The 11,960-nt window shown below is 67.8% G+C and carries 24 protein-coding genes; all 24 read right to left on the reverse strand.

The window, feature by feature from the left end:
• Window positions 1–18 precede the first annotated feature (18 nt).
• The 24 genes from rpsK to rpsS all read right to left on the reverse strand — a co-directional run bounded on the left by rpsK (window position 19) and on the right by rpsS (window position 11,957).
• Entirely contained in the window at window positions 19–423 is a 405-nt protein-coding gene (gene rpsK / locus ACTIR_RS0105815; protein ID WP_007023285.1) for a 30S ribosomal protein S11, read from the reverse strand.
• A gap of 15 nt (window positions 424–438) precedes the next feature.
• Entirely contained in the window at window positions 439–627 is a 189-nt protein-coding gene (locus ACTIR_RS27425) for a hypothetical protein (protein ID WP_026453563.1), read from the reverse strand.
• Window positions 624–1,004, reverse strand: a complete 381-nt coding sequence (gene rpsM, locus ACTIR_RS0105825; RefSeq protein ID WP_026453564.1) for a 30S ribosomal protein S13 — start codon at window positions 1,002–1,004, stop codon at window positions 624–626. The genes ACTIR_RS27425 and rpsM overlap by 4 nt, the downstream gene beginning before the upstream one ends.
• A gap of 211 nt (window positions 1,005–1,215) precedes the next feature.
• Window positions 1,216–1,329, reverse strand: coding sequence for a 50S ribosomal protein L36 (gene rpmJ / locus ACTIR_RS0105830; RefSeq protein ID WP_005461389.1), 114 nt, complete (start codon window positions 1,327–1,329; stop codon window positions 1,216–1,218).
• Window positions 1,330–1,404: 75 nt separating this feature from the next.
• Complete coding sequence (infA, locus tag ACTIR_RS0105835; protein ID WP_005443304.1) at window positions 1,405–1,626, reverse strand: translation initiation factor IF-1; 222 nt, start codon at window positions 1,624–1,626, stop codon at window positions 1,405–1,407.
• A 363-nt stretch (window positions 1,627–1,989) separates the two neighbouring features.
• Window positions 1,990–2,790, reverse strand: a complete 801-nt coding sequence (gene map, locus ACTIR_RS0105840; protein WP_026453565.1) for a type I methionyl aminopeptidase — start codon at window positions 2,788–2,790, stop codon at window positions 1,990–1,992.
• A gap of 23 nt (window positions 2,791–2,813) precedes the next feature.
• Window positions 2,814–3,368, reverse strand: a complete 555-nt coding sequence (locus ACTIR_RS0105845) for an adenylate kinase (RefSeq protein ID WP_007023281.1) — start codon at window positions 3,366–3,368, stop codon at window positions 2,814–2,816.
• Entirely contained in the window at window positions 3,365–4,684 is a 1,320-nt protein-coding gene (secY, locus tag ACTIR_RS0105850; protein WP_007023280.1) for a preprotein translocase subunit SecY, read from the reverse strand. Before secY ends, ACTIR_RS0105845 begins: the two co-directional genes overlap by 4 nt.
• Window positions 4,685–5,136: 452 nt before the next feature.
• On the reverse strand, window positions 5,137–5,580 hold the full coding sequence (gene rplO / locus ACTIR_RS0105855) for a 50S ribosomal protein L15 (RefSeq protein ID WP_026453566.1): 444 nt from the start codon (window positions 5,578–5,580) through the stop codon (window positions 5,137–5,139).
• Entirely contained in the window at window positions 5,580–5,762 is a 183-nt protein-coding gene (rpmD, locus tag ACTIR_RS0105860) for a 50S ribosomal protein L30 (RefSeq protein WP_007023278.1), read from the reverse strand. Before rpmD ends, rplO begins: the two co-directional genes overlap by 1 nt.
• A 1-nt stretch (window position 5,763) precedes the next feature.
• A complete protein-coding gene (gene rpsE, locus ACTIR_RS0105865; protein WP_026453567.1) occupies window positions 5,764–6,399 on the reverse strand; it encodes a 30S ribosomal protein S5 in 636 nt (211 codons plus the stop codon).
• 36 nt (window positions 6,400–6,435) lie between these two features.
• Window positions 6,436–6,834 (reverse strand): 50S ribosomal protein L18, encoded by a 399-nt coding sequence (gene rplR / locus ACTIR_RS0105870; RefSeq protein WP_026453568.1) that lies wholly within the window; start codon window positions 6,832–6,834, stop codon window positions 6,436–6,438.
• Between the two features lie 2 nt (window positions 6,835–6,836).
• Window positions 6,837–7,376 carry a 50S ribosomal protein L6 gene (gene rplF / locus ACTIR_RS0105875; RefSeq protein WP_007023275.1) on the reverse strand — a complete coding sequence of 180 codons (540 nt, stop codon included), beginning with the start codon at window positions 7,374–7,376 and terminating at the stop codon, window positions 6,837–6,839.
• Between the two features lie 15 nt (window positions 7,377–7,391).
• Window positions 7,392–7,790, reverse strand: a complete 399-nt coding sequence (rpsH, locus tag ACTIR_RS0105880; RefSeq protein WP_007023274.1) for a 30S ribosomal protein S8 — start codon at window positions 7,788–7,790, stop codon at window positions 7,392–7,394.
• Window positions 7,791–7,912: 122 nt separating this feature from the next.
• Window positions 7,913–8,098, reverse strand: a complete 186-nt coding sequence (locus ACTIR_RS0105885; protein WP_026453569.1) for a type Z 30S ribosomal protein S14 — start codon at window positions 8,096–8,098, stop codon at window positions 7,913–7,915.
• A 4-nt stretch (window positions 8,099–8,102) separates the two neighbouring features.
• Window positions 8,103–8,672 carry a 50S ribosomal protein L5 gene (gene rplE, locus ACTIR_RS0105890; RefSeq protein WP_026453570.1) on the reverse strand — a complete coding sequence of 190 codons (570 nt, stop codon included), beginning with the start codon at window positions 8,670–8,672 and terminating at the stop codon, window positions 8,103–8,105.
• The gene (gene rplX, locus ACTIR_RS0105895; protein WP_007023271.1) at window positions 8,672–8,986 is read right to left on the reverse strand and encodes a 50S ribosomal protein L24; all 315 of its coding nucleotides are present in this window, start codon (window positions 8,984–8,986) and stop codon (window positions 8,672–8,674) included. The genes rplE and rplX overlap by 1 nt, the downstream gene beginning before the upstream one ends.
• Before the next feature lie 2 nt (window positions 8,987–8,988).
• Window positions 8,989–9,357 (reverse strand): 50S ribosomal protein L14, encoded by a 369-nt coding sequence (gene rplN / locus ACTIR_RS0105900; RefSeq protein ID WP_007023270.1) that lies wholly within the window; start codon window positions 9,355–9,357, stop codon window positions 8,989–8,991.
• Between the two features lie 75 nt (window positions 9,358–9,432).
• Window positions 9,433–9,714 (reverse strand): 30S ribosomal protein S17, encoded by a 282-nt coding sequence (rpsQ, locus tag ACTIR_RS0105905; RefSeq protein ID WP_019807077.1) that lies wholly within the window; start codon window positions 9,712–9,714, stop codon window positions 9,433–9,435.
• Window positions 9,711–9,962 carry a 50S ribosomal protein L29 gene (gene rpmC / locus ACTIR_RS0105910; RefSeq protein ID WP_007023268.1) on the reverse strand — a complete coding sequence of 84 codons (252 nt, stop codon included), beginning with the start codon at window positions 9,960–9,962 and terminating at the stop codon, window positions 9,711–9,713. The genes rpsQ and rpmC overlap by 4 nt, the downstream gene beginning before the upstream one ends.
• Window positions 9,962–10,381: a 50S ribosomal protein L16 gene (gene rplP / locus ACTIR_RS0105915; protein ID WP_007023267.1), complete on the reverse strand. Its 420-nt coding sequence runs from the start codon at window positions 10,379–10,381 to the stop codon at window positions 9,962–9,964. The genes rpmC and rplP overlap by 1 nt, the downstream gene beginning before the upstream one ends.
• A gap of 3 nt (window positions 10,382–10,384) precedes the next feature.
• Window positions 10,385–11,230, reverse strand: a complete 846-nt coding sequence (rpsC, locus tag ACTIR_RS0105920; RefSeq protein ID WP_007023266.1) for a 30S ribosomal protein S3 — start codon at window positions 11,228–11,230, stop codon at window positions 10,385–10,387.
• Window positions 11,230–11,649 carry a 50S ribosomal protein L22 gene (gene rplV, locus ACTIR_RS0105925; RefSeq protein WP_007023265.1) on the reverse strand — a complete coding sequence of 140 codons (420 nt, stop codon included), beginning with the start codon at window positions 11,647–11,649 and terminating at the stop codon, window positions 11,230–11,232. The genes rpsC and rplV overlap by 1 nt, the downstream gene beginning before the upstream one ends.
• Before the next feature lie 26 nt (window positions 11,650–11,675).
• Window positions 11,676–11,957, reverse strand: coding sequence for a 30S ribosomal protein S19 (rpsS, locus tag ACTIR_RS0105930; protein WP_007023264.1), 282 nt, complete (start codon window positions 11,955–11,957; stop codon window positions 11,676–11,678).
• Between the last annotated feature and the right edge of the window lie 3 nt (window positions 11,958–11,960).

The following is an 11,960-nucleotide window of genomic DNA, read 5'->3' on the forward strand; positions in this document are numbered from 1 at the left end:
TTTACTCCTCCCCGTTCCTCAGACCCGGCGACGCTTCGGCGGGCGGCAGCCGTTGTGCGGCTGCGGGGTCACGTCCTGGATGGTGCCGACCTCGAGTCCGGCGGCCTGCAGCGAACGGATCGCGGTCTCGCGTCCCGAACCGGGCCCCTTCACGAACACGTCGACCTTCTTCATGCCGTGCTCGGTCGCCTTGCGGGCCGCGTTTTCCGCGGCCATCTGCGCCGCGAACGGCGTGGACTTCCGGGAGCCCTTGAAGCCGACGTGGCCGGAGGACGCCCAAGAGATCACCGCGCCCTGCGGATCGGTGATCGAGACGATGGTGTTGTTGAACGTGCTCTTGATGTGGGCGTGCCCATGTGCAACGTTCTTCTTTTCCCTGCGCCGGACCTTCTTGGTTCCGGTCGTACGACCCTTGGGTGGCATGGTCGGGTTTCTCCTCTAGCGCGAGTTCTGGTGACGGGCGACCGCGGCCTCGTGCTGGCCACGCCGGATGAGCGTTCCGGCGTCCGTGTACAGCTGGCGCAGCGCCATCGGACGGGCGTAGAGAGCTCTGGGGGACATGCGGGAGGTCGCACGCCGACGCTGGACCGCGCCGGCACGGGCACCCCGCCGAACCCGGACGCTCACTTCTTGCCCGCCTTCTTCTTGCCGGCGACCGTCTTCTTCGGGCCCTTGCGGGTGCGGGCGTTGGTCTTGGTGCGCTGGCCCCGCACCGGGAGCCCACGGCGCCACCGCAGCCCCTCGTAGCACCCGATCTCGATCTTCCGCCGGATGTCGGCGTTCACCTCGCGCCGGAGGTCACCTTCGACCCTGAAGTTCTCTTCGATGTGATCCCGCAGCTTCACGAGGTCGTCGTCGCTGAGGTCCCGGACGCGGGTGTCCACGTTCAGGTCCGTCGCGGCGATGACCTCCCTGGAGCGGGTACGGCCGATGCCGTAGATATAGGTCAGCGCGATCTCCAGCCGCTTCTCGCGGGGGAGGTCGACGCCGGCGAGTCGTGCCATTGGCGCTCGTGCTCCTTCGTTGTCACAACTTCGGGTCTTCTCCCCGTCCGTTCCGGGACCGACTCGCGTCGTCCGTCCGCTCTCGCGGGACGGTGTCCCGGCCCCGGCCCGAAGTCCCGGGGGTGGGCCGGGCCGCCGTTTCCGGCCGACCCGACAGGCGCGGGGAGGTACTGTGTTCGGCGTCGTCAGAACACCTGAACGAGTGCCGCGATCAGCCCTGCCGCTGCTTGTGCCGCAGGTTGTCGCAGATCACCATGATCCGCCCGTGACGACGGACGATCTGGCACTTGTCGCAGATCCTCTTGACGCTCGGCTTGACCTTCACGTCTCCTGCTCTCCTGCTCGTGCTGAGTTGCTGCGCGCCCCCTGGCAGAGGTCGCCCTCCGCCACGCTCACGAAATCACTTGTAGCGGTAGACGATGCGTCCACGGGACAAGTCGTAGGGCGAGAGCTCCACGACGACCCTGTCTTCCGGCAGGATGCGGATGTAGTGCTGCCGCATCTTGCCGCTGATGTGTGCTAGGACCTTGTGGCCGTTCTCCAACTCGACGCGAAACATCGCGTTGGGAAGCGGCTCGATTACGCGGCCCTCGACCTCGATGGCCCCGTCCTTCTTCGCCATGTACTCCGCGTTTCGTGATCGTTGAGCGTTGAGTGCTTGCCTGGGTGGCACACACGTCACGCCGGCCGGAACCCGATAAGCGAGCACGATGGGACCGACGTGATGAGCACGCCAATCAGACAGTGTACGCAACGCGTGTCAAGCCCGACCACCGGGGCCGTGTCAAACCCCCAGCGACCGCGCGACCACTCAGCGCGTTCAGCCGGACGACGGTGTCGTGTCGCCCTGCCCCCGGCTCCCGTCGTGACGCGGTTCGCGGACGAAACGTCGTCCCCGGGCCGGCCCGGGGCGTTCGGCGGGTGGGGGGAGGAGAGTCGGTGCCGGTTTCGAGGCCACCGCACCCCGTGTACCGCAGTTCGCGGGCTAACTGTTCCCGTCGTCCGGGGCGGTGAGGACCCACGGGCCGTCGTCGGTGATCGCGACGGTGTGTTCCCAGTGGGCGGCGCGGGAGGCGTCCGCGGTGACGACGGTCCAGCCGTCGTCCAGCTCGACGGCCTCCGAGGACCCGGCCGTGAGCATCGGCTCGATGGCGAGCGCCATGCCGGTCGTGAGCTTCGGTCCCCGGCCCGGTCGGCCGAGGTTCGGCAGGAACGGCTCCATGTGCATCTCACGGCCGATCCCGTGTCCGCCGTACTCGGCGATCATCCCGTACTCCACGCCGTGCTCCGCGGCCTTCCGCTGGGCCGCGGTCTCGATGGCGTGCGAGATGTCGGTCAGCCGGGTGGCCGAACCGAGGGCCGTCACCCCCGCCTCCATCGCCGCCCTGGTGGCCTCGGACAGTGCGCGGTCGCGATCCGAGACCGTCCCGACCTCGATGGTCACCGCCGAGTCGCCGTGCCACCCGTCGAGGATCGCGCCACAGTCCACCGACAGCAGGTCACCGTCGGCGAGCACACGGTCCCGGGTCGGGATCCCGTGCACGATCTGCTCGTTCACCGACGCGCAGATCGACGCGGGGAACCCGTGGTAGCCCTTGAACGACGGCACCGCACCGGCGTCCCGGATCGTCTGCTCGGCGAGCTCGTCCAGCTCACCGGTACTCGCCCCGGGCACGGCCGACCGCCGTACCAGGTCGAGGGTGCGGGCGACGACGAGCCCGGCGCGTCGCATCGCGTCGAGCTCGCCGCGCGTCTTGACCTCGATCGTGTTTCGACGTCGGAACATACCCAGTAGTGAGTCGACCAGGGTCACGAGCGCTTGCCGAGCGCGTCGAGCACCCTGTCCGAGACCTCGTCGATGTCCCCGACACCGTCGACCGTCACCAGGATGTCGGAGTAGTACTCCAGCAGCGGTGCCGTCTCCGAGCGGTACACCTGCTGCCTGCGGCGGATGACGTCCTCGGTGTCGTCGGACCGTCCGCGCTCCAGCAGCCGCTCCACCAGCAGGTCCTCGGACACCTGGAGTTCGATCACCGCGTCGAGCGCGGTGTCGTTGTCCGCGAGCATCTCGCCGAGCACCTCGGCCTGCTTGGTGTTCCGCGGGAACCCGTCGAGCAGGAAGCCGTTCTTGGCGTCCGGATCGGTCAGGCGCTCGCGCACCATCTCGTTCGTCACCGTGTCCGGCACGAGCTCGCCCGAGTCGAGATAGCGCTTCGCCTCCCGGCCGAGCGGGGTCTCCTGCCCCACGTGCGACCGGAACAAATCACCGGTCGAGATGTGCGGGACGCCGAGCCTGTCGGACAGCGCCGCCGCTTGCGTACCTTTTCCGGCCCCTGGAGGACCAACGAGGACCACACGCGTCATCGGAGGAACCCTTCATAGTTGCGCTGCATCAGCTGGCTCTCGATCTGTTTCACGGTGTGCAGGGCGACACCGACCATGATCAGCACAGCTGTTCCGCCGAACGGGAAGTTCTGGGCGCCGCCACCGCCTTGCTGGCTCCCGGTCATGGACAGGAAGAAGTTGGGCAGGATCGCCACGACACCCAGGTAGATCGACCCGGGCAGGGTGATCCGGTTGAGCACGAACCCGAGGTACTCGGCGGTCGGCCGACCCGGGCGGATCCCCGGGATGAAGCCGCCGAACTTCTTCATCTCCTCAGCGCGGTCGTCCACGTTGAAGGTGATCGTGATGTAGAAGTACGTGAAGAAGATGATCATCGAGAAGTACAGCAGGATGTGTACCCAGCTCGACTGATCGGTCAGGTACGTCTGGATGAACTGCTGCCATCCGGACGCCTCGTTCGGATCCCCGATGAGCTGCCCGAGCAGATCGGGCAGGTACAGCAGCGAGGACGCGAAGATCACCGGGATCACACCGGCCTGGTTGACCTTGATCGGCAGGTAGGTCGAGGTCCCGCCGTACATCCGGCGTCCGACCATCCGCTTGGCGTACTGCACCGGGATCCGGCGCTGGCCCTGCTCGACGAAGACCACGCTCGCGATGATCGCCAGCCCGAGGACACAGACGAAGAAGAACGTGAGCCCGCCCGCCGAGCTCAGGATGTTCGCGCCCTCCTCGGGGATCCGCGCGGCGATGTTGAGGAAGATGAGCAGGGACATGCCGTTGCCGACGCCGCGCTCGGTGATCAGCTCGCCGAGCCACATCATCACGGCGGTGCCCGCGGTCATCGTCAGCACCGTGAGGGCCAGCGAGTAGACGCTGTCGTCCGGCAGGACCGGCACCTCACAGCCGACGAACAGCTGATTGCGGTCCGCCAACGCGACCACGCCGGTGGCCTGCAGGATCGCGAGTCCGATCGTCAGGTACCGCGTGTACTGCGTCAGTTTGCCCTGTCCGGCCTGGCCTTCCTTCTTCAGCTCCTCGAACCGGGGGATCACCACCGTCAACAGCTGCACGATGATGCTCGCCGTGATGTAGGGCATGATGCCCGTGGCGAACACGGACAGCTGTAGCAGCGCCCCACCACTGAACAGGTTCAGCAGCGAGAAGATGTTCTGATCCTCTGCCTGCGCCTGACATGCCTGCACGTTGGGGTAGGAAACCCCGGGAGCTGGCGTGACCGCACCGACGCGGTAGACGGCCACGATCATCAGCGTGAACAGGATCTTCTTGCGCAGGTCCGGCGTCGCGAGAGCCGAGCGGAAGGCGCTGAGCACGCGGGGGACCTCCTCGGCGTCGTCGGCGGACCGACGATCGGCTTGGCCGACCACCTTGGCCGGCTGGACACTCTGTCACTGGCGGGCAAGCCAGACACGCTCGGGGCACATGGGTGCCCCAAGCGTCGAGTGCGACTCTAACAGCCTCTCCGAGAGCCGCCGCACATAGTGCGGCTTTGCCCACGTTCGTCGCGGAACGACCCCACGAACGGGGGTATGTCCTGGCCCGGGTGGTGGCGCGTTCCGCGGGCGGAACGCGCCACCACGGCGACGTGCCCGGCCCCTCGTGGGGACAGTTCGCGGGCGGAATGTCGTCCCCTGGGTGGCCGGGCGCGGGTCGGGAGGGCGGGGCGGGTCGGGGTGGAACGTGAAACGGCCCGCGGCCCCGGTGGGGGGCTGCGGGCCGTTTCGTTGTGCGGGTCTCCCGGTTCGACGACCGGTGAGCGTGCGAGTCAGAGGCGGGTCGCCGTGCCGCCCGCCGACTCGATCTTCTCCCGGGCCGACTTGGAGAAGGCGTCGGCGGCGACGTCGAGCTTGACGCCGTTCACGTCGCCGTCGCCGAGGACCTTCACGAGTTCGTCCTTGTGGATCAGGCCCCGGGAAACCAGTTCGTCCCTGCCGACCGTGCCGCCGTCCGGGAACGCGCGGACGAGGTCGCCCACGTTGATTCCCTGGTACTCGGTGCGGTTGCGGTTCTTGAACCCGCGCAGCTTCGGGAGCCGCTGCTGGATGGGCATCTGCCCACCCTCGAAGCCGGCGGGCACGTTCTTCCGCGCCCTGGTGCCCTTCGTACCGCGACCCGCAGTCTTGCCCTTCGAGCTCTCACCACGGCCGACACGGATCTTGTCCCGATTGGCGCCGGGGGCCGGCCTCAGGTGGTGGATCTTGATGGCCATTACTTGACCTCCTCCACGTTCACCAGGTGGCGGACCGCGTTGATCAGACCACGCACCTGGGGCGTGTCCTCCCGCACCACCGACTGGTGGATCTTGCGCAGGCCGAGGGTGCGCAGCGAGGCCTTCTGGCTCTTCTGCGTGCCGACCAGGCCCCTGATCTGCGTGACCTTCAGTTGCGTCATGTCAGACCTCCTGCCCCGCGCGCTGGCGCAGCATCCGGGCCGGGGCGACGTCCTCGAGCGGCAGCCCACGGCGGGCCGCCACCTCCTCCGGACGCTGCAGATCCCGCAGCGCCCGCACGGTCGCGTGCACGATGTTGATCGGGTTGTCGCTGCCCAGCGACTTCGACAGCACGTCGTGCACCCCGGCGCACTCCAGCACGGCACGCACGGCACCACCGGCGATCACACCGGTACCGGGGCTGGCCGGACGGAGCAGAACCACGCCCGCGGCCTCCTCACCCTGCACGGGGTGCGGGATGCTGCCCGCGATCCGGGGCACGCGGAAGAAGTTCTTCTTGGCCTCCTCGACGCCCTTGGCGATCGCCGAGGGCACCTCCTTGGCCTTTCCGTAGCCGACACCGACCTGCCCGTCGCCGTCCCCGACGACGACCAGCGCGGTGAAGCTGAAGCGCCGACCACCCTGGACGACCTTCGCCACCCGGTTGATCGATACGACGCGCTCGAGGTGCGGGGTCTTGTCCTGGGCCGCCCCGCCACGGCCACCGTCACGACGGTCCCTGCGGTCCCGGCCGCCACCGCGCTCGCGGTCGCCGCCCGGTCCCCCCTGGCCGCCGGATTGCCGCGTACGTCCCGGCATCAGGCGTTCCTTCCGTTCTCGAGAAATGTGCTCATGTCAGAACTCCAACCCCGCCTCGCGGGCGGCGTCGGCGAGAGCCGCGATCCGGCCGTGGTAGGCGTTGCCTCCCCGGTCGAACACCGCTCGCGAGACACCCGCGTCCTTGGCGCGGGCGGCGACCAGCTCGCCGACCCTCGTGGCCTTGGCCTTCTTGTCGCCCTCGACGGTGCGCACGTCCGCCTCCAGCGTCGACGCCGCCGCCACCGTGTGGCCCGCGTCGTCGTCGATCAGCTGGACGACGATGTGCCGCGAGGAGCGCTTGACCGACATCCGCGGGGTCTGCGCCGTGCCGCTGATCTTCTTCCGCAGCCGTGCGTGCCTGCGGGCCTTGCCGGCGCGACGACGGGTGGAGATGTCCTTGCCGACCGGCTTGCGCTTCGTCACCGTTTCGCTCATGATCACTTACCCGTCTTTCCGACCTTGCGACGGATGCGCTCGCCCTCGTACCGCAGGCCCTTGCCCTTGTAGGGGTCGGGACGCCGGAGCTTGCGGATGACCGCCGCCGTCTGGCCGACCTTCTGCTTGTCGATGCCGGACACCGAGAACTTGGTCGGGCTCTCCACCTTGAAGGTGATCCCCTCGGGCGCGGACACCGTCACCGGGTGGCTGAAGCCGAGCGCGAATTCGAGGTCGTCGCCCTTGGCCTGGACGCGGTAGCCGACGCCGTGAATCTCCATCCGCTTCTCGAAGCCGTCCTTGACGCCGGTGACCAGGTTGTTGACCAGGGTCCGGGTCAGTCCGTGCAGCGAGCGGTTCTCCCGTTCGTCGTCCGGGCGCCGGACGGCGAGCGTGCCGTCCTCGTCCCGCTCCACGGTGATCGGCTCCGGGACGGTGTGCTCGAGAGTGCCCTTCGGCCCGGTGACCGAGACGTGCTGACCGTCGATGGTCACCTCGACCCCGGAGGGGACGGTGATCGGCAGCTTACCGATGCGTGACATGCCTGTCCCCCTTCCTCACCAGACATAGGCGAGGACTTCCCCGCCCACGCCGTTGCGCTTGCACTGCCGGTCGGTCTGCAGGCCGGACGAGGTCGAGATGATCGCCACGCCGAGGCCACCCAGAACGCTGGGCAGGTTGGTCGATTTCGCGTACACACGCAGGCCGGGCTTCGACACGCGCCGCAGACCGGCGATGCTGCGCTCGCGGTTGGGGCCGAACTTCAGCTCGACGACCAGGTTCTTGTGCTTGTCTCCCGGCTCGGTGCGGTAGTCCGAGATGTAGCCCTCGCGCTTGAGGATCTCCGAGATGTTCGCCTTGATCTTCGAGTGCGGCAGCTCGACCACGTCGTGGTACGCCGAGTTCGCGTTCCGCAGACGTGTCAGGAAGTCTGCGATCGGGTCGGTCATCGTCATGGTGACCTGTCAACCTTTCTCGCCCCGGTTCCCCTCACCGGCGGCCGGTGCGTACCGGGCCGGCTCGGGGCCTGTGGCGAAGTGGGATGGATCCCTGTCTGCGCAGGGTGCGGTAAAAGCCTTCACCAGCTCGACTTGTGCACGCCGGGGAGCTGGCCCGCGTGCGCCATGTCCCGCAGGCAGATCCGGCACAGGCCGAACTTGCGGTAGACCGAACGCGGCCGGCCACACTTCTGGCAGCGGGTGTAGGCGCGCACCCTGAACTTGGGCTTGCGGGCAGCCTTGGCGATCAGAGCTTTCTTGGCCATCTGATCAACTCTCCTTGAACGGGAAGCCGAGCTTGCGGAGCAACGAGCGGCCCTCGTCGTCGTTGGTCGCCGTGGTGACGACCGTGACGTCCATGCCGCGGGGGCGGTCGATCGAGTCCGGCGAGATCTCGTGGAACATCGACTGCTCGGTCAACCCGAACGTGTAGTTGCCCTTGCCGTCGAACTGCTTGCTCGACAGGCCGCGGAAGTCCCGGATCCGGGGCAGCGAGATGGTCAGCAGCCGGTCGAGGAACTCCCACATCCGGTCGCCCCGCAGCGTCACACGGGCACCGATCGGCTGCCCCTCCCGCAGCTTGAACTGCGAGATCGACTTCCGGGCCCGGCGGACCTCGGGACGCTGGCCGGTGATCGCGGCGAGGTCGCGGACCGCGCCCTCGATGAGCTTGCTGTCCCGGGCGGCGTCACCGACACCCATGTTCAGCACGACCTTGACCACACCGGGGATCTGGTGCGGGTTCCCCAGGTCGAACTCCTCACGCAGCTGACCGGCGATCTCGTCGCGGTACCGGGTCTTCAACCGCGGCGTCGGGTAGCTTTTCTCTGCGGTGGTCATCAGATGTCCTTGCCCGTCCTACGCGAGATACGAACCTTCTTGCCGTCCTCGCCGATGCGGTGTCCCACCCGGGTCGGCTTTCCGTCGGAGTCGACGACCATCACGTTCGACACGTGGATGGGGGCCTCCTGGGTGACGATGCCGCCGGACTGGGCACCGCGCTGTGTCTGGGTGATCCGGGTGTGCTTCTTGATGCGGTTCACACCCTCGACCAGCACGCGCTGGCGGCCCGGGTAGGCCTGGATGACCTTGCCCTTGGCACCCTTGTCCTTGCCCGCGATGACGAGGACCGTGTCGCCCTTCTTCACCTTCATTGTCAGAGCACCTCCGGCGCGAGCGAGATGATCTTCATGAACTTACGATCGCGCAGCTCGCGGCCGACCGGCCCGAAGATGCGTGTGCCGCGTGGATCGTTGTCGTTCTTGATGAGCACCGCGGCGTTCTCGTCGAACCGGATGTAGGAGCCGTCGGGGCGACGCTTCTCCTTCACCGTCCTGACGATGACGGCCTTGACGACGTCACCACGCTTCACATTGGCGCCCGGGATGGCGTCCTTGACGGTGGCGACGATGATGTCGCCGATGCCCGCGTAGCGCCGCCCCGAGCCACCGAGCACCCGGATGGTCAGGATCTCCTTGGCACCCGTGTTGTCGGCGACTCGCAGTCGCGACTCCTGCTGGATCACGTCAACTCCTGTATGTCGCGCCGGTTCTCGGCGACGCCGAGCCTGGCGGAACGAACGGGGCCGCCCGGCCCCTGATTACTTGGCCTTCTCACGGATCTCGACGAGCCGCCAACGCTTGGTCGCCGACGTCGGTCGGGTCTCCATCAGCGTGACCCGGTCGCCCACGCCCGCGGTGTTGCCCTCGTCGTGTGCCTTGACCTTCTTGGTCCGGCGCATGATCTTGCCGTAGAGCGGGTGCTTCTTACGGTCCTCGAGTTCCACGACGATCGTCTTGTCCATCTTGTCGGACACGACCAGGCCTTCACGGACCTTCCGGTAGTTCCGGTCGGTGTCCCTGCTCTGCACCGCCTCCGTCATGCGGCACCCTCACTCTCGTTCTCCTCGGGGGAGACGGACAGGCCGAGCTCCCGCTCCCGCATCACGGTGTAGATGCGGGCGATGTCCGCGCGCACCGTGCGCAGCCTGCGGTTGTTGTCGAGCTGCCCGGTGGCCATCTGGAAGCGGAGGTTGAACAGTTCCTCCTTCGACTCCTTCAGGCGCAGCACGAGCTCGTCAGCAGTGAGCTCACGAAGTTCTGACGCCGCAACTCCTCCGGCCTTCGCCATCAGAACTCACCACCTTCGCGGTTCACGATCCGGCACTTCATCGGCAGCTTGTGGATCGCGCGACGCAGCGCCTCGTGGGCGACCGCCTCGTTCGGGAAGCTCATCTCGAACATGACGCGACCGGGCTTGACGTTGGCCACCCAGTACTCGGGCGACCCCTTGCCGCCACCCATGCGGGTCTCGGCGGGCTTCTTGGTCAGCGGCCGGTCCGGGAAGATGTTGATCCAGATCTTGCCGCCGCGCTTGACGTGCCGGGTCATCGCGATACGTGCCGACTCGATCTGCCGGTTGGTCACGTAACCCTGCTCGAGCGCCTGGATGCCGTAGTCACCGAAGTGCACCTTCGTGCCGCCCTTGGCCGCACCGGAAGTCCTCGGCGAGTGCTGCTTGCGGTACCTGACCTTGCGTGGGATGAGCACGCCTCAGCCCTCCGTCTTCTCTGCGGCGTCCGGGGACGCCACCTCCGGGGCCTGGCTCGCCGCGACGTCGGTGTCGGTCTGCGTGTTCGCGGCGGCCCTGCTTGCTTCGGTCGACGTCGGCGTCGTGCCGGACGAGCCGGACCGACGCCGCGACGGGCGCTCACGGCGCGGCGCACGCTCGGAGGCCGCGGCGGCCTCCCGCTCCTGCTTGGCCTTGAGGCCACCCATCAGGTCGCCCTTGTAGATCCACACCTTCACGCCGATGCGGCCGAACGTCGTCCGGGCCTCGAAGAACCCGTAGTCGATGTCGGCACGCAGGGTGTGCAGCGGGACCCGGCCGTCGCGGTAGTGCTCCGACCGGGACATCTCGGCGCCGCCGAGCCGGCCGCTGCACTGCACGCGGATGCCCTTGACCTGCGGCGAGCGCATCGACGTCTGGATCGCCTTGCGCATCGCGCGCCGGAAGGCGACACGGTTCGACAGCTGCTCGGCGATGCCCTGGGCCACGAGCTGCGCGTCCGCCTCGGAGTTCTTCACCTCGAGGATGTTGAGCTGCACCTGCTTACCGGTGAGCTTCTCCAGCGCGCCGCGGATCCGGTCGGCCTCGGCGCCGCGGCGCCCGATGACGATGCCCGGACGGGCGGTGTGGATGTCGACACGGACCCGCTCCCGGGTGCGCTCGATCTCCACCTTGGAGATACCCGCGCGCTCCATGCCGGTGGACAGGAGCTTGCGGATCTTGACGTCCTCGGCCACGTACTCCGAGTACTGCTTGTCGGCGTACCAGCGGGACTTCCAGTCCGTGGTGATCCCGAGCCGGAAGCCGTGCGGGTTGATCTTCTGGCCCACTACCGGCCACCTGCCTTCTTCTTGCTCTTCGACTTCGCCTTGTCGGGACGCGACTCGACCTCCACCGTGATGTGGCTGGTCCGCTTCCGGATGCGGAACGCACGGCCCTGCGCCCGCGGGCGGATGCGCTTGAGCGTCGGCCCCTCGTCGGCGTAGGCGTTCTTGACCCAGAGCGTGTCCGGGTCGAGGTCGAGGTTGTTCTCCGCGTTGGCCATGGCGCTGGCGAGCACCTTGGCCAACTGGTCGCTGGCCGTCTGCGGCGCGTACCGGAGCACGGCCAGGGCCTCGTTGGCGTTACGGCCCTTGATCAGCTCGATCACCCGGCGCACCTTGGTCGGCGAGTCCCGGACGAAGCGAGCCCGCGCGAAAGCCGTGGGCAGTTCCTGCGCCTCGGCAACCGCGTCACTACGCGCGTTCATCATTACTTGCCCTTCTCGGTGCGCGCTCAGCGGCGGCGCGACTTGCGGTCATCCTTGACGTGGCCCTTGAAGGTCCGCGTCGGGGCGAACTCACCCAGCTTGTGCCCCACCATCGCCTCGGTGACGAACACCGGGACGTGCTTGCGACCGTCGTGCACCGCGATGGTGTGGCCGAGCATGTCCGGGGTGATGGTCGACCGGCGGGACCAGGTCTTGATGACGGTCTTCTTGCCCGAGTCGTTGAGCGCGTCCACCTTCTTGAGCAGGTGGTCGTCCACGAACGGGCCCTTCTTCAGGCTGCGTGGCATCGG

Source organism: Saccharomonospora iraqiensis subsp. iraqiensis, assembly GCF_000430445.1.
Classification (GTDB): domain Bacteria; phylum Actinomycetota; class Actinomycetes; order Mycobacteriales; family Pseudonocardiaceae; genus Saccharomonospora; species Saccharomonospora iraqiensis.